This window comes from Mesorhizobium sp. NBSH29 (genome assembly GCF_015500055.1).
Lineage (GTDB): Bacteria > Pseudomonadota > Alphaproteobacteria > Rhizobiales > Rhizobiaceae > Neomesorhizobium.
Genome location: NZ_CP045492.1, coordinates 3360647 through 3382906, shown reverse-complemented (window position 1 = coordinate 3382906; position 22260 = coordinate 3360647). Strand labels below are relative to the sequence as shown.

General features: G+C 57.5%; 21 protein-coding genes, 1 other RNA gene and 3 pseudogenes. 23 read left to right on the top strand and 2 right to left on the bottom strand.

Annotated features, from left to right (window positions below; genetic code table 11):
• Positions 1-2: 2 nt before the first annotated feature.
• The 7 genes and pseudogenes from GA830_RS16715 to GA830_RS16685 all read left to right on the top strand — a co-directional run.
• The gene (locus GA830_RS16715; protein ID WP_195162900.1) at positions 3-947 is read left to right on the top strand and encodes a hypothetical protein; all 945 of its coding nucleotides are present in this window, start codon (positions 3-5) and stop codon (positions 945-947) included.
• Positions 948-1062: 115 nt separating this feature from the next.
• Positions 1063-1464 carry a hypothetical protein gene (locus tag GA830_RS16710; protein ID WP_195162899.1) on the top strand — a complete coding sequence of 134 codons (402 nt, stop codon included), beginning with the start codon at positions 1063-1065 and terminating at the stop codon, positions 1462-1464.
• A gap of 175 nt (positions 1465-1639) precedes the next feature.
• The gene (locus GA830_RS16705) at positions 1640-2356 is read left to right on the top strand and encodes a J domain-containing protein (RefSeq protein ID WP_195162898.1); all 717 of its coding nucleotides are present in this window, start codon (positions 1640-1642) and stop codon (positions 2354-2356) included.
• Positions 2353-3120, top strand: coding sequence for an N-acetylmuramoyl-L-alanine amidase (locus GA830_RS16700; protein ID WP_195162897.1), 768 nt, complete (start codon positions 2353-2355; stop codon positions 3118-3120). Before GA830_RS16705 ends, GA830_RS16700 begins: the two co-directional genes overlap by 4 nt.
• A 184-nt stretch (positions 3121-3304) precedes the next feature.
• Positions 3305-4060: a lytic transglycosylase domain-containing protein gene (locus GA830_RS16695; RefSeq protein ID WP_195162896.1), complete on the top strand. Its 756-nt coding sequence runs from the start codon at positions 3305-3307 to the stop codon at positions 4058-4060.
• A gap of 127 nt (positions 4061-4187) precedes the next feature.
• Positions 4188-4592: RNase P RNA component class A (rnpB, locus tag GA830_RS16690), an RNA gene on the top strand.
• 160 nt (positions 4593-4752) lie between these two features.
• Positions 4753-4911, top strand: a pseudogene (locus GA830_RS16685) (PTS transporter subunit IIC); the annotation flags it as partial.
• Here GA830_RS16685 and GA830_RS20445 read toward each other — a convergent pair.
• Together GA830_RS20445 and GA830_RS20440 are read right to left on the bottom strand one after the other, a co-directional pair.
• Positions 4910-5434, bottom strand: coding sequence for an IS5 family transposase (locus tag GA830_RS20445; RefSeq protein WP_195164712.1), 525 nt, complete (start codon positions 5432-5434; stop codon positions 4910-4912). The pseudogene GA830_RS16685 and the gene GA830_RS20445 sit on opposite strands and share 2 nt — an antisense overlap.
• 38 nt (positions 5435-5472) lie before the next feature.
• A pseudogene (locus tag GA830_RS20440) lies at positions 5473-5679 on the bottom strand (transposase); the annotation flags it as partial.
• A gap of 108 nt (positions 5680-5787) precedes the next feature.
• Between GA830_RS20440 and GA830_RS16675 the strand changes: the two are divergent.
• The 16 genes and pseudogenes from GA830_RS16675 to murB form a co-directional block, all read left to right on the top strand.
• Positions 5788-7035, top strand: a pseudogene (locus GA830_RS16675) (PTS galactitol transporter subunit IIC); the annotation flags it as partial.
• A 10-nt stretch (positions 7036-7045) separates the two neighbouring features.
• Positions 7046-7507 carry a PTS sugar transporter subunit IIA gene (locus GA830_RS16670; protein WP_195162895.1) on the top strand — a complete coding sequence of 154 codons (462 nt, stop codon included), beginning with the start codon at positions 7046-7048 and terminating at the stop codon, positions 7505-7507.
• Positions 7508-7535: 28 nt separating this feature from the next.
• The gene (locus GA830_RS16665; RefSeq protein ID WP_195162894.1) at positions 7536-7823 is read left to right on the top strand and encodes a PTS sugar transporter subunit IIB; all 288 of its coding nucleotides are present in this window, start codon (positions 7536-7538) and stop codon (positions 7821-7823) included.
• A gap of 83 nt (positions 7824-7906) precedes the next feature.
• On the top strand, positions 7907-8092 hold the full coding sequence (locus GA830_RS16660; RefSeq protein ID WP_195162893.1) for a hypothetical protein: 186 nt from the start codon (positions 7907-7909) through the stop codon (positions 8090-8092).
• A gap of 395 nt (positions 8093-8487) precedes the next feature.
• Complete coding sequence (gene mraZ, locus GA830_RS16655; protein WP_195162892.1) at positions 8488-8952, top strand: division/cell wall cluster transcriptional repressor MraZ; 465 nt, start codon at positions 8488-8490, stop codon at positions 8950-8952.
• Positions 8952-9944: a 16S rRNA (cytosine(1402)-N(4))-methyltransferase RsmH gene (rsmH, locus tag GA830_RS16650; protein WP_195162891.1), complete on the top strand. Its 993-nt coding sequence runs from the start codon at positions 8952-8954 to the stop codon at positions 9942-9944. The genes mraZ and rsmH overlap by 1 nt, the downstream gene beginning before the upstream one ends.
• Positions 9945-9950: 6 nt before the next feature.
• Positions 9951-10310, top strand: a complete 360-nt coding sequence (gene ftsL / locus GA830_RS16645) for a cell division protein FtsL (RefSeq protein ID WP_195165013.1) — start codon at positions 9951-9953, stop codon at positions 10308-10310.
• Positions 10307-12040, top strand: a complete 1734-nt coding sequence (locus tag GA830_RS16640) for a peptidoglycan D,D-transpeptidase FtsI family protein (protein WP_195162890.1) — start codon at positions 10307-10309, stop codon at positions 12038-12040. Before ftsL ends, GA830_RS16640 begins: the two co-directional genes overlap by 4 nt.
• Before the next feature lie 26 nt (positions 12041-12066).
• The gene (locus GA830_RS16635) at positions 12067-13518 is read left to right on the top strand and encodes a UDP-N-acetylmuramoyl-L-alanyl-D-glutamate--2,6-diaminopimelate ligase (protein ID WP_195162889.1); all 1452 of its coding nucleotides are present in this window, start codon (positions 12067-12069) and stop codon (positions 13516-13518) included.
• Complete coding sequence (locus GA830_RS16630; RefSeq protein ID WP_195162888.1) at positions 13518-14951, top strand: UDP-N-acetylmuramoylalanyl-D-glutamyl-2,6-diaminopimelate--D-alanyl-D-alanine ligase; 1434 nt, start codon at positions 13518-13520, stop codon at positions 14949-14951. The genes GA830_RS16635 and GA830_RS16630 overlap by 1 nt, the downstream gene beginning before the upstream one ends.
• A 21-nt stretch (positions 14952-14972) precedes the next feature.
• The gene (gene mraY, locus GA830_RS16625) at positions 14973-16055 is read left to right on the top strand and encodes a phospho-N-acetylmuramoyl-pentapeptide-transferase (RefSeq protein ID WP_195162887.1); all 1083 of its coding nucleotides are present in this window, start codon (positions 14973-14975) and stop codon (positions 16053-16055) included.
• Positions 16056-16062: 7 nt separating this feature from the next.
• Complete coding sequence (gene murD / locus GA830_RS16620) at positions 16063-17466, top strand: UDP-N-acetylmuramoyl-L-alanine--D-glutamate ligase (protein ID WP_195162886.1); 1404 nt, start codon at positions 16063-16065, stop codon at positions 17464-17466.
• Positions 17463-18617 (top strand): putative lipid II flippase FtsW, encoded by a 1155-nt coding sequence (ftsW, locus tag GA830_RS16615; protein ID WP_195162885.1) that lies wholly within the window; start codon positions 17463-17465, stop codon positions 18615-18617. Before murD ends, ftsW begins: the two co-directional genes overlap by 4 nt.
• Positions 18618-18619: 2 nt before the next feature.
• Complete coding sequence (gene murG / locus GA830_RS16610) at positions 18620-19744, top strand: undecaprenyldiphospho-muramoylpentapeptide beta-N-acetylglucosaminyltransferase (RefSeq protein WP_195162884.1); 1125 nt, start codon at positions 18620-18622, stop codon at positions 19742-19744.
• Entirely contained in the window at positions 19741-21147 is a 1407-nt protein-coding gene (murC, locus tag GA830_RS16605; RefSeq protein ID WP_195162883.1) for a UDP-N-acetylmuramate--L-alanine ligase, read from the top strand. Before murG ends, murC begins: the two co-directional genes overlap by 4 nt.
• A complete protein-coding gene (gene murB, locus GA830_RS16600) occupies positions 21144-22109 on the top strand; it encodes a UDP-N-acetylmuramate dehydrogenase (protein WP_195162882.1) in 966 nt (321 codons plus the stop codon). Before murC ends, murB begins: the two co-directional genes overlap by 4 nt.
• The last annotated feature ends 151 nt before the right edge of the window (positions 22110-22260 follow it).

The window sequence follows — 22260 nt, the reverse complement described above, 5'->3', positions numbered from 1 at the left end:
GTATGCTGGCGCCTTTGACGCTGATCGCCCAGCACGGGAAGCTGGTGCTGATCCTTGGTTTAATCGCTGGGGTGGCGCTGCCGGACGTGGCGCTGGCCATGCGGCCTTGGATCGGGATGATGGTGGCCGGGCTGTTGTTTCTGGCTGCGTTGCGGGTCGGGCCACGTGATGCGGTTGGGGCGCTTGGCGATGTTGGGCTGTCGCTTTCGCTGGTCGCGTTGTTTCAACTAGCCTTGCCGACTGCTGCCATACTGATGTTTGGCGCTATGGGCGGAACGGGTTGGCCTGTCGCCATCTTTCTGGTGCTGATGCTGGCAGCATCTCCGGTGTCGGGAAGCCCAAACCTGACGATCATGTGCGGAGGAGATCCAGCTCCGGCGCTGCGCCAGTTGGTGGTGGGGACGGCGCTGCTCCCATTCACGGTTATTCCGGTTTTCTGGTTGACGCCGGCATTTGGCGACCCGAGGGCGGTTTTGGGCGCTGCCGGTTCGCTAATGCTTTTGATTGCAGGAGCAGCGGGGTTGGCATTCCTCATTCGTGGATGGCTCTTGCCGCGGCCCTCCGATGAAGTTTTGCGTGCCGTCGATGGCGCCGCAGCATTGGCGATGGGGGTTGTCGTCATAGGGCTGATGTCGGCTGTGGGACCTGAGTTGCGCGCCGACCCGATGCGGGTGTTGCTGGTGCTGGGACTCGTTTCTGCGGTGAATTTCTTTCTGCAGGCTACAAGTGCTGTTGCAGCCCTCGCGGTGAGCGATCGCGCACCGGCAACGGCCATCGGCATCGTGGCCGGCAATCGCAACATCGCGCTCTTTCTCACAGTGCTGCCATCTGAGATCGTCGATCCGTTGCTGCTTCTGATCGGGTGCTACCAGATCCCGATGTATGTGACTCCGGCGGTCATGGGCAGATTCTATACGCGTAGCCGGCGAAGCTTGGGCAGCCGATAAAAGTTCGACCCTGTAGCTTAACCTTTTGTTTGGGCCACTCGCATGAATTGCACAAAACTGAAAAACAACTGATATGTTGCGATTCGGTGGAGGGCGAAGCATACGAGGGAATGTCATGACCAAACTGCTTTTCGCCGCACTTGCAGCCTATTCTCTTCTGGCGCTCGCCGCTTGCGACGACGCTTCCAAGAAAGTTGAAGCGCCACCGGTAACCGAACAGCCGGCAACTACAACGACTACGACCACGGTCGCGCCGAAAGCAGTGGTTATCGAGCCTAAAGTTGAGGAACGTGCCCCGATCGCGGCGACCGATCCCGCTGCGATGGCGCGGGATGGTCTGGAAGCGCTAAAATCACAGGCTGCTACGATGAATGAAGCTCAGAAGGGCCAAGCCGTGATTGATGCGCGCATGGCTGCCGAAAACGCGGCGAAAACGGGTGGCCAGAGTGATGCGTTGATCCGCCAGGCGGGTGAGGCCGCCGAAATGGCTGCCAAGCAGGCTCTCGGCGTACAATAGAGTTTCCTCGGGTTGCAGCGTCGGTTGCCGGCGCTGCGACACTCCCATATCAAACCTTGGAATCGGAGATGAGCCCATGTCAGGCTGCTGTCTTGCCGAAGGATTGTTCGTATACTGTGCCACCCCACCACCGGGCAGGTCGCCATCCTCATGGATTATCGCTAAGACGTCAGCCATGTCGATTTGGGACCGTATAGGCGATTTTATCGCTCGCATGTCAGCGTCAGCGCGCGGCGGTGCGCTTGATATTTCCGAGGCGCTGAAGACGGCCTTTGCAGGTGATCCGGAGTTGCGGCGACGGGTTGCCTTTTCCGTCGCGATGATCGCGCTTTCGGCGAAGATGGCCAAGGCCGATGGCGTCGTCACTCAGGACGAGATACGGGCTTTTCAGGAAATCTTCCAGATACCGCATGAGGAAACGCGCAATGTCGCGCGTCTCTACAATCTGGCGCAGGCCGACGTTGCGGGATTTGAATCCTATGCCGCGCGCATGGCTGCCCTTTGTGGGTCAGGTCGCGAAAATTGTGGGATACTGGAAGATATTCTCGACGGTCTGTTCCACATCGCCAAGGCGGATGGGGTCCTGCATGAACGCGAGGGCGCATTTCTGCGCCGCATCGCCGAAATTTTTCGCGTCAGCGAGGCGCATTACCAATTTATCCGCGCGCGACACCTGGATCTTGGCGAGGCCGATCCGTTTGCGGTACTGGGCATCGGGCACGATCTGCCATTCGAGGAGGTCAAAAAACACTATCGCAAGCTCGTTGCAAGCAACCATCCCGACCGGCTGATCGCGCGCGGCCTTCCACAGGAATTCATCGCTATTGCCACCAATCGATTGGCCGCCATCAACTCGGCCTATGAAATGATCGAAAAAGGAGCCCGAGCATGACCTTTGAACCAGATCACAACGGAGTTTCCATTCATCCGTCGCCAAATATCGGCGCACGTCGCGCGGGTGCGGTGATCGACATTCTGGTGATGCACTATACTGGAATGGAGACCGGGGATGCGGCGCTGGAATTGCTGGCGGACCCCGGTAGCCAGGTTTCGGCGCATTATGTTGTCCATGTCGATGGCAATATCGTGCAGATGGTTCCCGAGTCAGCGCGGGCGTGGCATGCGGGCAAAGGGTCCTGGCGCGGAAATACTGATGTGAACACAACGTCCATCGGTATCGAAGTCGTCAATCCAGGTCACTACCTCCTCGATTATCCGGACTTTCCCGCGGGCCAGATCGATGCGGTTATGAGTCTATGCCGGGGAATTCTTGGTCGACATCGTATATCGCCGCGCAATGTTATCGCTCATTCAGACCTAGCACCGGGACGAAAAGTGGATCCCGGCGAAAAATTTCCGTGGGACGTTTTGGCGAAAGCCGGGATCGGCCAATGGGTTGATCCAGCAGTACTTGACGGAGGTCCGGCCGAGGCAGATGGCACGGCTAAGGGTGTAAGTGCGAAGCAAGTTCAGGAAATGCTCGCGGAGTATGGCTATGGCATTGGATTAACAGGTGTATTCGATAGTCAAATGAAGACGGTTGTACGTGAATTCCAGCGCCATTTCCGAAGAGACAGGGTAGATGGAGTTGCCGATTGGTCGACTGTTGATACGCTCACTCGGCTGCTCGCTTCCGCACCGGAACGGGTCTCTTAAGTAGCTTTGCCACGATCTTAAAATTACCGCGTGTAACTCAAAGTGAGTTGCCGCGCCTTTCTTGGCCCAAAGTCAGGCGTCACATGGCCTCTCGTGCAGATGTCGGGCAGCCTTAGGCGTGCTCGTTGTCCAAGAAAAACCGTCTCCGGAAAATATCGGGGACCGATCATGAGACCTGAATTAGATGATGAAACTGACTTTAGCGGCGGCGGCCTTCGCTGCCGGCATGATGACTTTTGGCGTACACGCCAAAGAAGCACCAAAAGACGCAGCAAAAACTGCCACTTGCCCTTATCTGTTCGGCTGCGATTCCAAGGTGAAGGCAGCAGACAAGAAGACCGGCAAGAAAGCGGTAGCCAACGCACAGAAGAAAACGAGCAGCGTTTCCCAGAAGCCTAAACCCGCGCTTAAGGCAAAGGCGCGCAAAACTGTGACAAGCAAGTCCGCGAAGGCAGCAGCGAAGCCGGCCTCCAATGCTGCCAAAGTGCGCAAAAATGGCAAGTCAAAAGCGGTTGTCTCCAAAGCCCGTAGAGGCGCCAAGGTAGCAACTAAGGGGAGCCGGGGGGCTGGCAAACAGTATTCCGAGATCGTTTCACGCTACGCTTCTTCGTATGGCGTTCCAGCATCTCTCGCTCACGCGGTGATCAAAGTCGAGAGTTCCTACCGCGCGGATGCGCGTGGCGCGGCGGGTGAGATCGGCCTGATGCAGATCAAGCCTGCTACTGCCCGCATGTTGGGTTACAGTGGTTCGGTGAGTGGTCTGTTTAACCCCGAAACCAACATCAAATTTGGCGTTAAATATCTAGCGCAGGCCCACAAACTTAGCGGGGGAACCACCTGCGGTACCATACTGAAGTACAATGCCGGCCATGGTGCGAAACGCATGAATCCGATTTCTGCGGCTTATTGCTCCAAGGTGAAGCAACAGCTCAACAGGTAAAACGGTGCCATGATGGATCTCTGCGAAGCGGGACTGGAATGCGAATTCCGGTTCCGCTTCGCGTTGAATAGGTCTTTGCTTTTATTTTGATTGCATTTTGTAGGCTGAGCACCTTTATACGCGGCTGTCAGCTGGCCGGGCGGCCGCACCAGTAAATGCCGAAAGGCTGCGGGTGAGGAAAGTCCGGGCTCCATGGAAACACGGTGCCGGTTAATTGCCGGCGGGGGCGACCCCAGGGAAAGTGCCACAGAAAGCAAACCGCCCACCGGACTTTCGGGTTCGGTGAGGTAAGGGTGAAAGGGTGGGGTAAGAGCCCACCGCGCGACTGGTAACAGGAGCGGCACGGTAAACCCCACCGGGAGCAAAACCGAATAGGGATGGAACGAAGGGCAACCTTCAGGGCCGTTTCCGGTCTTCCGTCCGGGTTGGTTGCGTGAGGCCGATAGCAATATTGGTCCAAGATGAATGGCCGCCACGTTCTGACGCTTGCGTCAGGGCCATACAAAACCCGGCTTACAGGCCAGCTGGCAATTTCTCTATCTGACCACGACCGATAATTTTGTGACTTAGCCTGTGATCACAGGCTCCATCCGTTGACTTGGATGAAAGGCAAGATGTAACATTCATGAATCGCGGGATACAAATGTTCCGTGAGGAGGAATGGGTCGTGGGGGACCCCTGGGGAGGAATTCATGGACAATCTGTTGTCCGGCCTAAAAGCGGCCGTTGACGCGATGGGACCGACAGTCCTGTTGCCAATCGTTATCTTTATCATTGCGCTGGTACTTGGAGCGAAAGCCGGACGGGCGTTTCGCGCCGCCGTCACCATCGGTGTTGCGTTCATCGGCATTAGGCCGTGTGGACGAATTTGATCAAGCATAGGCCTGCTGCGAAGCTTACGATTGAGCGGAAATTTCGTGCTGTCTTTTCGCATCGCAGGGCGACGCGTTTGAAGCGCTTGAGCCGCCCGAAGCCTTGTTCGATACGGGCGCGCGCCTTGTAGAGCGTCTGGGCGAAGAAGGCTGGCCTGTTTTTCTCGTTGGCCTTGTGAGGGATCACCGGGGCGATGCCGCGTGTCCGCGCGGCTGCACGATTGGCCTTGCTGGAATAGCCTTTGTCGCCCAGCGCGGCACGTGGGGTGATGTCCGGCCCTATGTCGAGCAGGGTCTCAAAGCGGGTTGTGTCGGCAACTTGGCCACCGGTCAGATCGAACGCAATGATGTCGCCCGAATTGTCCGCCTTGGCGTGGATTTTCGTTGTGAACCCGCCGCGCGAGCGGCCGAGCGCCTGGCCTTGCTGCCCCCCTTTGCGCCCGCTGCCGAGACATGGGCGCGCACAATGGTGGAATCGAACATCTGGATCAGATGGGCCGATGCGCTCATCTCGGCCAACGTGTCGAAGAAGGCTTCGAACACGCCGGCTTTGCTCAGCCGGTCAAAGCGCTTCCACACTGAGTTCCAGTGGCCAAAGCGTTCCGGCAGCGCACGCCAGCGCACATTCTCCACCGTGAAGAAGTGCATGGCTTCCAGAAAAAGCCGGTCGTCCGCAGCCTTGCGGCCTCGCCGTGGCAGGCAAGCGCGGAAAACCTCCAGCGTGTTCGCCCAATCCGTTTCCGTCATCCTCGTGGACATCGCCGACCTCCAAATCAGTCGACAATCCATGAATCAGACTGGATTGGTCAGCGGAACCCCAAAAGCTATACCTGAGTCAATTCGTCCACACGGCCTAATCTCGTGCTGGGACTGATGTTGACGTCAATTGGTGAGGTCGCGCAGGCGATTGTCACCAACACAGGCATTCAGCGGGACATTGTTGATGTCGGCTGGCCTTCGGCAGCGGCTATCGCATTCGGATCGTCTGTAGGCTTGTGGGTCATTCCCATTGCTATCGCGGTCAATATTGCGCTGTTGCTGCTGCGGCTGACGCGCACGCTCAATGTCGACGTTTGGAATTTCTGGCACTTCGCCTTCATCGGCTCGCTTGCGGTCGCGGCGACGAACAGCCTGGTTTACGGGCTTGTTGTAGCAGCCCTGATGGTTGCGCTGTCACTTCTGTTTGCCGATTGGTCGGCACGCGCAGTGCAGAAATTCTATGGCATTCCAGGAATTTCCGTGCCGCATCTGGCGTCGGCGCAAATTCTCCCGATTGCCATCGTGCTGAACTGGATCATGGACCGTATTCCGGGCATCAACAAGATCGAGATCGACACCGAAACGCTTGAACGGCGGTTCGGTGTGTTTGGCGAACCCGTGATACTTGGGTTGGTCATAGGTCTCGTACTCGGTCTGATTGCCTTCTACAATGTCGGTGATTTTGGCATGGTGCTTACGAAAGTGCTGCAGACCGGCATCACTCTGGCCGCCGTCATGCTTTTGCTGCCACGCATGGTGAAGATCCTCATGGAGGGACTATTGCCGGTTTCCGAGGCTGCACAGGAGTTTGTGCGCAAGCGCACCGGTGACCGCGAACTGCTGGTTGGCCTGGACTCGGCCATTCTGATTGGCCACCCGGCAGCGATTTCGTCCTCGCTGATCCTAGTTCCTATCGCCATCATCCTGTCGATCATCCTGCCTGGTAACCGGGTCATCCTGTTTGCCGATCTTGCGGTCATTCCGTTCATTGTCGCGATGACGGCACCGCTGCTGAAAGGAAATGTCTTTCGAATGGTGGTGGTTGGAACGATCACGCTCGCCGTTGGCTTTTATGTCGCCAATGCTCTGGCGCCGCTGTTTACCGCTGCCGCCCAGTCCTCTGGGTTCCAGATGCCGGCCAATGCTGTACAGATCACCAGTGTCGTCGACGGCTTCCTTTGGATCCCCTTCGTCGTCATCTCTCTGATCAAGAGTCTTGGGGCGATCGGGCTCGTCGTGCTGGCTGCGATCATCGCTGCTGCCTTCTGGGCTTATCGCCGCAACACATTGGCATGGGAGCGGGCTGCCGGGGCTGAGGACGACACCGACGATCAGCGTGCTTAGGAGCGGATGAATGGCGAAAGCCTTGATGCAATTTCTCGACCCCGAGGCGATCTGCCTCGGGGTCGAGGCTATTGACGACAGCGCCGTCATCCGACTTCTGGGCAACAGGTTGCTCGATCTCGGCTATGTCAAAGAGAGTTTTACAGAAGCAGTTCTGGCCCGTGAGGCATCGATGCCTACTGGGCTGCCCCTTGGAACCGAACACAATGTTGCTGTGCCACACACCGATCCCGTGCATGTCATAAAACCGGGTCTGGCGCTTGCAACGCTTGCCACACCGGTGTCGTTCTCAAACATGGAAGATCCCGACGATAAGCTTCAAGTCGGCGTGGTCATTGTCATGGCACTCAACGACAAGGATCGGCAAATCGATATGCTTCAAGAGATTATCGGCGCCATCCAGACTCCGGGCGTTCTCGCTGCGTTGCGCAATGCGCGTTCGATTGAAGACGTGGCGCTGGTGCTGGGTTAAGCTCAGTCTATATTTTACGGAGAAGAAAATGGCTCAACAGAAAACTGTGCTTTTTGCCTGCGGTACAGGAATTGCCACCTCTACCGTTGTTTCTCACGCTGTGCAGGAGGCCATGCGCGAGCGCGGCATTCGGTTTGAGGCGCGTCAATGCAAGGCAACCGAAGTGCTGGGCCAAGTGGCCGATGTCGACCTGATCGTGTCGACGACCCAGTTACCAAAGGATCTTGGGAAGCCGGCAATCGTCACGCTGGCGTTTCTGACTGGGATCGGCAAGGCTGATGTGCTCGACAAGATAGAGGCGGTGCTCCGCGGCTGAGGCAGCGGTAACTTATCCTTTGGCCGGGGGTTGCAAAACTATCGCGCCGCGCCACATGAAATGTGGTGCTGTCAGAGGGACAAATGATGACGAAACTTTTTTTCACCCTGATTTTTGGCGCCGGGCTGACAATTCTCGCCGGCTGCCAGACAACAGGCATGAAATCAGAATTTAGCCCCAAATATTGCAAGGACCGGCCGTTCGACGCAGGAATCTGCGACCAGCGTACCGACTTTCGGCTGTTCGACTATGTCGTCGGCGAGCGTTGAACCTCTACTGGCTCTCACCCGCATCACACAAATCGGTCGCCTTTAGGAACCCATCTACCTGACAGGCTATTGATTTTGCGCGCTCCTGCAGTGGCTAACGCTTCATTAGGCTTAATGCACCATAAAGGATTGTTGGCTGGCGGTCCGCGTTGAGGCGTGGATTCAACGGTCGTGTTAAGCCTGTTCCCGTTGACGCCCATTTTGACCCATGATATCCCATAAGCCTATTCAGAACTTCGTTTTCGTTTCGGGTGGTGCGTTCACCGGGTCGGCAGTTGTCGATGTGGTTGAGTGGCTGCGCTTTGGCCAGCGTGACGGCACGGTGAATGCGCGGTCGGGGCCTCGCTTTGGCACAAAATGCATAGGGGTGGCGGCGCAAGCGGTCGCAGCAGATCATGGACCGATTTCTGTCAAATGCGGTGAACCGGATCGATGCCAAGGGGCGCGTCTCCGTGCCAGCGCATTTTCGTCAGGTTGTCCAGAAGCGCGGTTATTCGGAATTCTACGCGTTGCGGGCGCTGGACATTCCGGCGCTGGACGTCGGTGGGCTCGATTTGCTCGACCGCTACGAACAGCGGATTTCGCAGGAAGACCCGTTTCTCCAGACAGCCGACGACATGTCGTTTTTCATTCATGGAGATGGTGCGTTTCTGAAGCTCGATCAGGATGGGCGGATTACGGTGACCGATTTCCTGCGCGACCATACCGGTATTACCAACGAAATCGCCTTTGTGGGGCGTGGCAATTTTTTCCAGATATGGGAGCCGGAGCGATTGAAGACCTATGGAGCCGAAGCACGGGCACGGCTGCTCGAGGTCCGGCAGGCGGCAATGGCACGGCGCGGCGTAGTGCCGGAGTGATGACTGAACACGTGGCCATTGCCCCCCACATTCCGGTTATGCTGCCCGAGGTTCTGGAAGCATTGCGACCGCTTGATGGGCGAACAATAGTTGACGGGACATTTGGGGCAGGGGGTTATACGCGCGCCCTTCTTGCTGAGGGTGCACGCGTCATTGCCATCGATCGGGACCCCGATGCGATTGCGGCGGGTAGAACGCTGGAGTTAGAAGCCGGCGGCAGTTTGCGCCTGGTGCATGCACCTTTCTCGAAGCTTGATGACTATGCCGAGGGTGCTGATGGAGTGGTGCTCGACATTGGTGTTTCCTCCATGCAAATCGACCAGGCTGAGCGCGGCTTTTCGTTTCGTGCAGATGGACCGCTGGATATGCGTATGGGTCAAAGCGGGACCACCGCTGCCGATGTGATCAATCGGTTCAAGGCGAGTGACCTGACCCGCATTTTTGGGTTTCTGGGTGAGGAGCGGCAGGCTGGCCGGATTGGTCGCATGATCGAAAAGCGTGCGGCCGAAAGGCCGTTTGAACGTACACGCGACCTTGCGGAGGCGATTGAGGCACTGGTTGGCCGCAATCCGAAGATCAAGATCCATCCGGCAACGCGTGCGTTTCAGGCGCTGCGTATTTTCGTCAACGATGAGTTGGGTCAGCTCGCGGCCGCCCTGTTTGCTGCCGAACGCACGCTCAAGCCTGGCGGCAGGCTTGCGGTGGTGACTTTTCATTCACTCGAGGATCGCATCGTCAAGCGGTTCCTTGCAGATCGCTCCGGGACAACAGGCGGCTCACGTCATATGCCTGAGGTTACCGTGCAGCGCGCGACGTTTGAAAAACCGGCGAAGGCGCGGCCCGCATCTGAGGCTGAAGCGGAGCGCAATCCGCGCTCCCGTTCGGCCAAGCTGAGGGTTGCGACCCGTACGGACGAACCACCACGCACCGCCGACGCGTCAATTTTTGGGTTCCCGAAGCTGCCAGATATTCAGCAGCCGGGAGAGAGGTAAAAAATGTTGTTCCGTTCAAGCGACATGGTTCTGATCGCGGTCATGGTTTCGGTCGCGGCCTTCACCTACAAAATCAAGCATGAGGCGGAAGCGCGCCGTGACGAGGTGCGCAAGATCGAAGCACAGATTAAGCTTGAGCAGGAGACGATCACAATCCTCAAGGCCGATTGGAGTCTGCTGACACAGCCTTCGCGGCTGCAGCGGCTGGCCGGGGTTTATGAGGGTCAGCTCCACCTCAAACCCGTTGAGGCCAAGCAGTTTGTTGGCTTTGACCAATTGCCGCAACGTCAGCTGACCATAGAAGACCTTACCGGTCCACACGCCGTGGACGCAGACCCGACGACCACGGCAGGAGTAAAACCATGATCGGTCGCTGGCGCAATAAGGTGGTGCAGCAATCAGCCGACGCTTCGATCGTGGTTGATGGCGCCCGCAAAGGCGGCGGACGCGCTCGCACCCGAGTGCTGATGACCATGACCGCGTTTTTTAGTTTCTACGCAGCGATTGGCGGAAGACTCGTCTATCTCGGCCTACAGGACCCTGAAGCATTCAATGGTCCCGTCAGCCGGGTCACCGCGTCACGGCCCGATATCGTCGACCGCAATGGTGATGTGCTGGCAACAGATATCAAGACGGCTTCGCTGTTTGCTGAGCCGCGCCGTATTGTGGATGCGGATGAAGCGATTGAAAAGATCGCGACGGTGCTGCCTGATCTCGACTTTGAGCAGACCTATAACAAACTGAAGAGTGGAGCAGGTTTTGTGTGGCTCAAGCGTCAACTGTCGCCGCGCCAGCAAAATGACATCATGGCTCTGGGCATTCCCGGAATCGGCTTCCGTACCGAGAAGCGACGCTTCTATCCCGGCGGACCGACAGCTTCGCACATTCTTGGGTTGGTCAATATCGACAATCAGGGCATTGCTGGTATAGAAAAATATATCGACGAACAGGGCTTGGCCGACCTCCAGGCGTCAGGTCTGGCAGTTGCAGCTGATCTGAAGCCGTTCCAACTATCGCTCGATAATCGCGTTCAGCACATCGTGCGTGATGAACTGGTGCAGGCAATGGAAAAGTACCGCGCCATTGCCGCAGGTGCGGTTGTGCTCAACGCCAAGACTGGTGAAGTGGTCGCGATGGCTTCTCTGCCAGATTTTGATCCCAACAATCCCTACAATGCGCTCGAAAAAGACAGGCTGAACCGGATGTCAGCGGGTACCTATGAAATGGGTTCCACCATCAAGAGCTTCACCACCGCGATGGCACTGGATTCTGGCAAGGTGAATATGAACAGCACCTTCGATGCACGCAATCCGATCCGCATCGGACGCCAGACGATCAACGATTTCCACGGAAAGCGGCGGATTTTGACGGTTCCGGAAGTCTTTATCTATTCCTCCAATATCGGCTCAGCCGGGGAGGCTGATGTCGTTGGAATCGAAGGACATCGCGAATTCCTTCACCGTATAGGTTTGCTGGAGCGCATGGAGACGGAGTTGCCAGAGGTTGCACGCCCAAGCGAGCCAAAAGTCTGGAAGAAGGTCCATTCGATCACGATCTCCTTTGGTCACGGTATGGCGACAACCCCGCTCCAGACAGCGGTCGGTGCGGCGGCGCTGATGAATGGCGGCAAACTGTTGCCGCCAACATTCCTTCCCCGCACGGAGGCCGAGGCGGGTGGCGTCGGTCATCAGGTGATCAAGTCCAAAACCAGCGCGGATATGCGCTATCTCTATCGCCTTAATGCCGAAAAAGGCTCAGGCAAACGCGCTGAGGTCCCGGGCTATCGGGTTGGCGGGAAGACCGGAACTGCTGAAAAAGTGGTAAACGGGCGTTATTCCAAGGATGTCCGGTTCAACGCATTTCTTGCAGCATTTCCAATGGACGACCCGCAATATATCGTGCTTGCCATCGTCGACGAACCGAAGCCGGAAAAACCCGGGATGGCCGCGACCTCCGGTCTCAATGCTGCGCCCATTGTTGCTAATATAATCCGCCGTTCTGCTGCTCTTCTTGGCGTCAAGCCTGATTTCGGTCATGAAACAACGGCAACTCTTGCATCCTACGAATCAACTGCGCCGGTGGCTGCAGACGATTGAGACAGCCACGAAACGACTGGAATTCGATGAAACTCGGGGATTTTTCGGAAGTACTGCCGGTCGAACGCGAAGAACTCGGCTCAGTTGCAGTTTCTGCTATTGCGTCGGATTCGCGACAGGTGACCGAGGGAACACTATTTTTTGCCCTGCCGGGAAGCCGTGCTGACGGGGCAACCTATGCAGCCGCTGCCGTACAACGTGGTGCTGTCGCCATAGTTGCCGCCAAAGGTGCATTGCGCGAGGCTTTGTCCATCCCGGTAATAGAAGTGGATGATCCACGCCGCGCGCTGGCCTTGAGTGCAGCCCGGTTTTTCGGAAGTCAGCCCAAGTCCATGGTGGCGGTAACGGGCACAAGCGGCAAAACATCGGTCGCTGCCTTTACGCGACAGATCTGGGAATGGGCAGGAAGCCCTGCCGCCAGTATTGGGACAACCGGCGTCATGGCGCCGGGTCGCAATGAATACGGGTCGTTGACAACACCGGATCCTATTGCGCTTCACCGCCTGCTCGCTGAACTTGCCGAGGAAGGCGTGAGCCACGCGGCGATGGAAGCGTCCAGCCATGGGCTCGACCAGAGACGCCTGGATGGTGTGAAGCTTGCCGCAGGCGGATTTACCAATCTTGGCCGCGACCACATGGATTACCATCCAACAATCGAGCACTACCACGCCTCGAAGCTACGCCTGTTCGACACGCTTCTTGAAAAGGGCGCGCCGGCGGTTATCTTTGCCGATGATCCGTGGTCGGAACCGACCATCGAAGCCGCTAAAGACGCAGGCCTGAATGTAATGACAGTGGGCCGAAAAGGCTCATTTCTGCGGCTCAAGCGGGTTGAACATGAGCGGTTCCGCCAGCGCGCCGAAATCGAAGCTGAAGGGTTGATCCATGAGATTGTCCTGCCGCTCGCCGGAGATTTCCAAATTTACAATGCGCTTGTGGCCGCAGGTCTGGCTATTGCCACGGGCGTACCGGTAACGACTGCGCTGGTGGCCCTCGAAAAGCTGAAAGGTGCTTCCGGGCGGTTGGAGCTCGTCGGTTCGACAGCCCAGGGCGCGCCTGTTTACGTTGATTACGCCCACAAGCCGGACGCGCTCGAAAATGTGCTGACATCAGTTCGGCCCTTCACGACGGGTCGCGTGATCGTTGTGTTTGGCTGCGGCGGAGACCGCGATCGCGGCAAACGTCCGATCATGGGCGAGATTGCGGTGCGACTTGCGGATGTCGTGATCGTAACGGACGACAATCCGCGCAGCGAGGATCCCACGGATGTACGCGCAGCCATCATTGCGGCCGCACCGGGCGCTATCGAGATTGGCGACCGCCGAGAGGCGATCCGACATGCGGTCTCTCTCCTTCATCCAGGCGACACGTTGATTGTTGCCGGCAAGGGGCATGAAGAAGGCCAGACGATTGGCGCTGAGACGCTGCCTTTTTCGGATCACTACGAAGTGCGGTTGGCGCTTGAGGAACTTTCGTGATGAGCGCCCTTTGGAGTGCAAACGAGCTTGTCGCGGCAACCGGCGGAAGGCCGTTCGGCCCGGCTGGACCAAACGTTACCGGTATCTCCATCGACACGCGGACTCTGAAGCCGGGCGACGCCTTCTTTGCCATCAAGGGTGACCAATTCGATGGCCATGACTACGCCACCGCTGCGATCAAGGCGGGGGCATCGCTGTTGGTCGTGGCCGAGGGTAAACTGCCTGCGCTCGGCCGGCTGAAAGCGTCGATGATTGTCGTTTCAGATGTGCTGGAAGCGCTGGGCCGTGCTGGTGCAGCAGCACGCGCGCGCACCCGCGCCAAGGTGATCGCGGTCACAGGTTCGGCCGGAAAGACCATCACCAAGGAAGCTCTGCGTCATGTCCTGTCGTCCGTAGGCACTGTGCACGCGGCGGACAAATCCTTTAACAATCACTGGGGCGTGCCGCTGACACTGGCGCGGACACCACAGGATTGCGACTTTGCAATTTTCGAGATTGGCATGAACCATCCGGGCGAGATTCGCCCGCTGGTGAAGCTTGTGCGTCCGCATATCGCCATCATAACTCTGATCGCAGAGGCGCATCTCGGCTTTTTTGACAGCCTCGACGAGATCGCTCGTGCGAAGGCAGAGATTTTCGAAGGAATCGAGCCGGACGGATACGCCATTCTCAACCGCGACGATCCGCGAACGCGCCTGCTTGGCAAGCTCGCACGGGAGGCGAATGTGCCGCATGTGGTCGGGTTTGGTGAGAACCCGAAGGCGCATTTCAAGCTTATCGATTGCAACCTAAGCGGAGATAGCTCCGCCATTACCGCCAAGATCGGTGGGCGGGAGGTTCGCGCCATTATCGGGGCACCGGGTCGGCACGTGGTACAAAACACGCTTGCCGTGTTGGGCGCCGCCTATCTGGCCGGCGCAAACCTCGACAAAGTGGCGACCGCGCTGGCAACATTGTCCGCCGAAAAGGGCCGGGGCAAACGCCACTTGCTGCCTCATTCCGAAGGCGTCGTTGCGTTGATCGACGAGAGTTACAACGCCAATCCGACCTCTGTGCGCGCTGCCCTGAATTTGCTCGGCAGCACGCCGGTCAACGGGTCAGGCCGGCGGATCGCCGTTTTGGGCGATATGCTTGAACTGGGTACTCAGTCAGCAAAGTTGCACGCAGCGATTGCCGGCGACATCGCGTCCGCTGGGGTCGATATGGTATATCTAGCTGGACCCGAGATGGGAGCCTTGGCAGGCGCGTTGCCTGAAGGCTTTCCGGTCGTGCATCGCCAGACAACCGCCGAACTGTCCGGCTTGCTCACGGCTGAGGTTCGACCTGGTGACGCGATTATGCTCAAATCATCCCTGCGGATGGGTTTTGCTAGGCTTGTTGATGCTTTGATCGATCATTTTCCGGCGCAGGCCACACCATCGAAGCGCGTTTAGCGCGCAGCCGGGGGATTTAAGATGTTTATGTTTCTTGTTGATTTTGCTGACCATATCTCAGCGTTCAACGTCTTCCGTTATATCACATTTCGTACCGGCGGTGCGCTTATCACCTCGGCGCTGATCGTATTCTTGTTCGGGCCGATGATTATCGATTCACTGCGCATCCGACAGGGACGTGGCCAGCCAATCCGCGCTGACGGGCCGCAGACGCATTTCAAAAAGGCCGGTACACCGACCATGGGCGGGCTGATGATGCTGTGCGGCATCATTGGCGCGTCATTGTTGTGGGCCAATCTGTCGAGCGTTTATGTCTGGGTCGTGTTGATCGTGACACTCAGCTTTGGCCTGATTGGATTTTACGACGACTACCTGAAGGTGACGAAACAGTCCCACCTCGGCGTATCGGGCAAGGCGCGGCTGGCAGTTGAGTTCCTTGTCGCAAGCATTGCCGCTTATTTGATCATGCGCGCCGGCCAGGCACCTTTTTCGTCATCATTGACCTTTCCCTTCGTCAAGGACTTCCTTGTCAATCTCGGCTGGTTCTTTATCCCGTTTGCAGCGTTTGTCATCGTTGGTGCTGGCAACGCCGTCAATCTTACCGATGGTCTTGATGGGCTTGCGATCGTGCCGATCATGGTCGCTGCTGCTTCGTTCGGGGTGATCGCCTACCTTTCGGGAAACGCGTTGTTTGCCGAATATCTGCAGATCCATTTTGTACCCGGAACTGGCGAATTGGCCGTCATCCTGGGTTCCGTTATCGGGGCGGGTTTAGGATTCCTCTGGTTCAATGCGCCGCCTGCGGCCATATTCATGGGTGATACTGGTTCGCTGGCGCTGGGTGGCCTGATAGGCAGCATCGCGGTGGCAACCAAGCATGAGATCGTCATGGGAATCATTGGTGGGCTGTTTGTCGTAGAAGCCTTATCCGTGATCATCCAGGTCGGTGTGTTCAAGATGACAGGCAAGCGCGTTTTCCTGATGGCGCCGATACATCATCACTTCGAAAAACTGGGCTGGACCGAGAGCCAGGTGGTGATCCGCTTCTGGATCATTGCGGTCATTCTGGCGCTGGTTGGCCTGTCCAGTCTCAAGTTGCGCTAGGTGGAGGATGATTGCAGCGCGAGCATTTAGCGAAAAGAAGGTAGCGCTCTTTGGGCTTGGCGGCTCGGGGCAAGCAACAGCGCTTGCCCTCAAAGAGGGTGGCGCGGTTGTGACCGCTTGGGATGATAATCCCGCCAGCGTCGCTACAGCGGTCGAACGCGGCATTCCGGTTACCGATCTCAGGACCATCGATTGGAGCGCTCAAGCGTCTTTTGTCATTTCGCCCGGCGTGCCGCTGACCCACCCAAAACCGCACTGGACGGTCGATCTTGCGCACAACGCGGGAGTGGAAATCATTGGTGACATCGAGCTTTTTGCGCGCGAACGCCAGTGTGTTGCGCCGACTGCGCCGTTGATCGCCATCACAGGGACAAACGGCAAATCCACCACCACCGCCCTTACGGCTCACATTCTTGCTAGTTCTGGACGCGATACACAGATGGGCGGAAATATCGGTCGCGCGGTGATGACACTGAACGCTCCGCAGCCCAAACGACACTATGTAATCGAATGTTCGTCCTACCAGATCGACATTGCGCCCTCGATCAATCCTACTGCGGGTATCCTCCTCAACCTGACCCCTGACCATCTCGACCGTCACGGCACCATGCAGCACTATGCTTCGATTAAGGAACGAATGGTGGCCAACAGTGACACCGCCATCATAGGCATTGATGATGTGTTCTGCGCGCAGATCGCTGACCGGCTGGAGCGAGCGGGCAAGCGCGTCATCCGCATTTCCAAGCGGCTCCCTTTGAAGGACGGAATGTTTGCTGACGGACTTGTGCTCATGCAGGCGGATCACAACCGTTTCGTCCGCGTCGCCACGCTGGAAGGTATCGGCTCCCTGCGCGGCCAGCACAATGCGCAAAACGCGCTTGCCGCCGTTGCCGCCTGTCTGGAGGTCGGTTTGAGCGCAAACGAGATCCAGTCAGGGCTTGATAGCTTTCCGGGTCTTGCGCACCGCATGGAGCAGATTGCGAACAAGGATCATGTTCTTTACGTCAACGATTCCAAAGCGACCAATGCCGATGCGGCAGCGCCCGCGCTCTCGAGCTTCGGGCGGATCTACTGGATTGCTGGCGGCCTTCCAAAAGAGGGTGGCATCGAACCATTGCGCAGCTATTTTCCGCGTGTTGCCAAAGCCTATCTTATTGGGGAGGCCGCGCCAGCGTTTGCAGCGACGCTCGGCGAAACGATCCCTTATGAAATTTCCGGCACACTCGATGCTGCGGTCGCCCATGCGGCAGCCGATGCTGCGTTGGATGGAAGCGGTGAGGCGGTAGTTTTGCTATCCCCGGCTTGCGCAAGCTTCGATCAGTACAAGAATTTCGAGGTGCGGGGAGACGCTTTCCGGGCCGCAGTGAATGCAATCGACGGCGTTAAACCGGTCGGAGGGACACAAATATGATCAGCCGTGTCGACAAGAGCCCTGTTGCCAAATGGTGGTGGACGATCGATCGGTGGTTTCTGGCAGCGTTCCTGTCGCTGATGGGTCTTGGCATCGTCCTGTCATTCGCGGCCAGTCCAGCGGTTGCCCAACGCATTGGAGTCGACAGCTTTCATTTCGCTACCCGACAAATCGTTTTCACAGTCCCGGCGCTGATCGTGATGCTGGCGGTATCATTTCTACATGCCCGCGAAATACGGCGGCTTTCGCTTTTCATCCTGTGTGGTTCTCTTTTTCTTATGGTTCTGGCGCTCTATATCGGCGTCGAGGTCAAGGGCGCTCGCCGCTGGGTGTCATTCTTTGGGGTCTCAATCCAGCCTTCGGAATTTCTAAAACCATCGTTCGTCATTGTCTGTGCCTGGCTGTTTGCCGAGCACCGCCGTCAGCCAGACATTCCTGGCAATCTCTTCGCTATGATCCTTCTCGGTATTGTGGTGGCGCTGCTGGTTTCGCAGCCGGATCTCGGCCAGACCATGCTGGTGCTCGGCACCTGGGGCGCGATGTTTTTTATGGCTGGCATGCCGTGGTTTTGGATTTTGGCGCTGGGGGCGGTGGGTGCTGCCGGTGCGGTGGGCGCCTACACGATATTCCCCCATGTGGCCGGACGTATTGACCGGTTCGTTACGGGCGAGGGCGATACCTTTCAGGTAGACATGGGCCGCGACGCGGTTATCAATGGCGGCTGGTTCGGGGTGGGTCCGGGCGAGGGGACCGTCAAGCGTTTGATCCCCGACAGTCATGCCGATTTCGTCTTTGCAGTCGCGGCAGAGGAATTCGGGATTGTGTTATGTTTTGCCATTATGCTGCTCTTTGCATTCATCGTGCTGCGTGGTCTCAACATCGCGTTGAAGGAGCAGGACGATTTCACCCGATACGGCGTTGCAGGGCTGGTTATCGTGTTCGGCTTTCAATCGATCATCAATATGGGCGTGAACCTGCAATTGATGCCGGCCAAGGGGATGACACTGCCATTCATTTCCTACGGTGGCTCGTCACTGATCGCGATTGCCATCTCTATGGGAATGGTCCTGGCGCTGACGCGCAAGCGGCCTGAGCGCCGAAAGCTTCCAGGCGTCATGAGTTTTGCCCAGCGTGCGGTCGCTGCCGAGTAAATATGGCAAAGCGCACCATCCTGCTTGCTGCCGGAGGCACCGGTGGCCATCTCTTTCCGGCCGAGGCGTTGGCGCACGAACTCATTGCGCGTGGCTGGGCTGTACATCTGGCGACCGACAGCCGCGCAGAGCGTTTTGCTGTGAATTTTCCAGGCGCTGTTATCCATCCGATATCGGCGGCGACTATCGGCTCGCGCAATCCGCTTGCGATGGCAAAGGCATTTTGGACGATCTGGAAGGGCGTGCGTCAGTCTTCCGCCCTCATCCGTCGCGAACTGCCTGCCGCTGTTGTTGGCTTCGGCGGTTATCCAACCTTGCCACCGCTTTATGCCGCCACGCGGCGCGGTGTACCGACACTGGTTCACGAGCAGAACGCTGTGATGGGCCGTGCCAACAAGGCGCTGGCGCGACGAGTCAGTGCGATTGCCGGAGGCTTTTTGCGTGTTTCCGGTCCATATGCAGACAAGATCGTGCTCACCGGAAACCCGGTGCGTCCTTCGGTTATCGATGCAGCCAAAACTGCTTTCCATCCTCCATTGGCCGATAGGCCATTTCATTTGCTGGTATTTGGCGGGAGCCAGGGTGCGCAGTTTTTTTCAGATGCTCTGCCGCCGGCTATTGCGAGTCTTTCGAAAGAGATGCGGGCACGCCTTCGGGTAACGCAGCAGGCGCGTCCAGATGATGAGCAGCAGGTGCGTGACGCTTATGCGGCGCTCGGCGTGACTGCCGAAGTGTCTGCATTTTTTGGCGATATGGCTGAGCGAATTGCCAATTCACACTTGGTGATCTCACGTTCGGGCGCCTCGACGGTGTCGGAGATCGCGGTGATCGGGAGGCCTGCGCTTCTTGTGCCCTATCCACATGCCCTCGACCATGATCAGGCTGCAAACGCCGCGCAACTGGCCGAGTGTGGTGGGGTTGAACTGCATCCGCAATCCACGCTCACTCCCGAGCGTCTCGCAATGCTGATCAGCGGGCTGATGGCAGATCCTGACCGGCTCGCAGCGATGGCAGCGGCGTCGAAATCGGCGGGCAAGGCAGGCGCCACACAGTTGCTCGCTGACCTGACAGAGGCTATTGCGTCTGGAAAAACCGTATCAGAATTCAGGAAGGATGCGAGCCCATGAAGATGCCGCAGACGATTGGCCTTGTGCATTTCATCGGCATTGGCGGTATTGGCATGAGCGGTATTGCCGAAGTGCTGCACAATCTCGGTTACAAGGTTCAGGGTTCAGACCAGTCTGAAAGTGCGAATGTGCAGCGGCTGCGTGACAAAGGTATCGAGTGCTTTGTAGGTCACAAGGCCGAAAATCTTGGTGACGCGGAAGTTGTGGTGGTCTCGACGGCCATCAAGAAAACCAATCCCGAATATGTCGCCGCCAAGGAAAAGGTGCTGCCTATTGTGCGGCGCGCGGAAATGTTGGCCGAGCTGATGCGGTTTCGCCAGGCTGTTGCTATTGGCGGCACCCATGGCAAGACAACGACCACCTCCATGGTGGCCGCACTGCTTGATGCCGGTGGGCTCGACCCGACAGTCATTAATGGCGGCATCATCAACGCCTATGGCACCAATGCACGCATGGGCGAGGGCGAGTGGATGGTGGTAGAGGCAGATGAAAGCGATGGCACTTTCCTCAAGCTTCCCGCAGAGATCGCAGTCATCACCAATATCGACCCGGAGCATCTCGACCACTATGGCTCCTTCGATAAGGTTCGCGAAGCCTTTCGGCAGTTTGTCGAGAACGTGCCGTTTTATGGTTTTGGAGTGATGTGCACGGACCATCCTGAGGTGCAGGCGCTGGTTTCGCGCATCGAGGATCGCCGGGTCATTACTTATGGCGAGAATGCGCAGGCGGATGTGCAGTTTTCGAATATTCGAACGCAAGGGGCAGCCTCACTGTTTGATGTGGCAATCCGCGAGCGGAAGACCGGCGACGAAATCAGGATATTTGATTTGCGACTGCCGATGCCTGGCCGGCACAATGTGTCGAATGCCACCGCTGCTATTGCTGTTGCCCACGAACTTGGCATGAGTGGTGAGGATATTAAGAAAGGGTTATCGTCCTTTGGTGGTGTCAAACGGCGGTTCACGCCAACGGGCACCTGGAACGGCGTCCAAATTTTTGATGACTACGGACATCACCCCGTCGAAATCAAGGCGGTGCTGAGGGCAGCGCGAGAATCGACCGCTGGGCGTGTCATCGCAATAGCTCAACCGCATCGTTTTACCCGACTGCATGATCTATTTGATGACTTCTCCGCATGCTTCAACGATGCCGATACAGTGATGATTGCGCCGGTCTACACCGCTGGTGAAGAACCTATCGAGGGCGTCACATCGGAGGTTCTCGCAGAACGTATCCGCGCCGGCGGGCACCGTGACGCCCGCTACATCGACGGCCCGGATGCTATTGCACCAGCCATTCGTGATCTCGCCAAGTCAGGCGATTTCGTCGTGTTCCTCGGTGCTGGCACGATCACCCAATGGGCCTATGCACTGCCAAAGGATCTTGGCGGGGAGCCGGCATGACGCGCGGCGCAAAACTACTCGCTTCTCTCGGGGGCAGCCTTGCGGGGCTGCGCGGAAAAATCGTGCCCGATGCCGAAATGGAAAAGATCACATGGTTTAGGGCAGGTGGTACAGCCGATGTGTTGTTCCAGCCGGCTGATGAAGACGACCTCGCAGCATTCCTGAAAGCGGTGCCCGACGACATCCCGCTTACCGTTGTCGGTATTGGTTCCAACCTTCTCGTGCGAGAGGGTGGAATCTCCGGTTTTGTGGTGCGCCTTTCAGCCAAAGGATTTGGTGAAGCGCAGGCAGTCTCGCCAACACAGATACGCGCCGGTGCTGCAACGCCTGACAAGCGGGTCGCAGCGACTGCGCTGGAGGCCGGCATTGGTGGCTTCCACTTTTACCACGGCATTCCAGGTGGCATCGGCGGTGCGCTGCGGATGAATGCGGGGGCAAACGGCGTCGAGACGCGCGAACGTGTCCTCGAGGTGCGCGCGCTAGATCGAAAAGGCAACCTGCACACGTTAACCAACGCCGATATGGGCTACGACTACCGCCATTCGGCGGCCGCACCTGACCTTATTTTCACGTCAGCTTTGCTTGAGGGGTTTGCTGAGGACAAAGAATCCATCAAAGCGGCGATGGATGCGGTTCAGAATCACCGCGAAACTGTGCAGCCAATCCGCGAAAAGACGGGTGGATCAACCTTCAAGAATCCTGAAGGTTCGTCTGCCTGGAAAGAAATTGATAAGGCCGGTTGTCGCGGATTGATGATCGGCGGGGCGCAGATGTCGCCGATGCACTGCAATTTCATGATCAATACCGGTACCGCAACCGGTTATGAGCTTGAATATCTCGGCGAGACGGTGCGGGCACGCGTCCTCGAAAAGTCCGGTATCCGCCTGCATTGGGAAATCAAGCGCATAGGCGCCTTCAAGCCAGAGCGCGCCGTCGAAGAATTTCTGGGGCAGTTGCTCTAGCAAAGCGAAATATTTTTGAATTCTGTTGCTTCAGCGAGGCTGAAACCATGTGGCCGCAGAGTCATGCATCTTCTTAAAATCAAAAAGTGAATCAACCTTGCCTGTCAGCCCTTGTCAGGGAATCAACTCTCTGATTCTTTAGGATATCAGC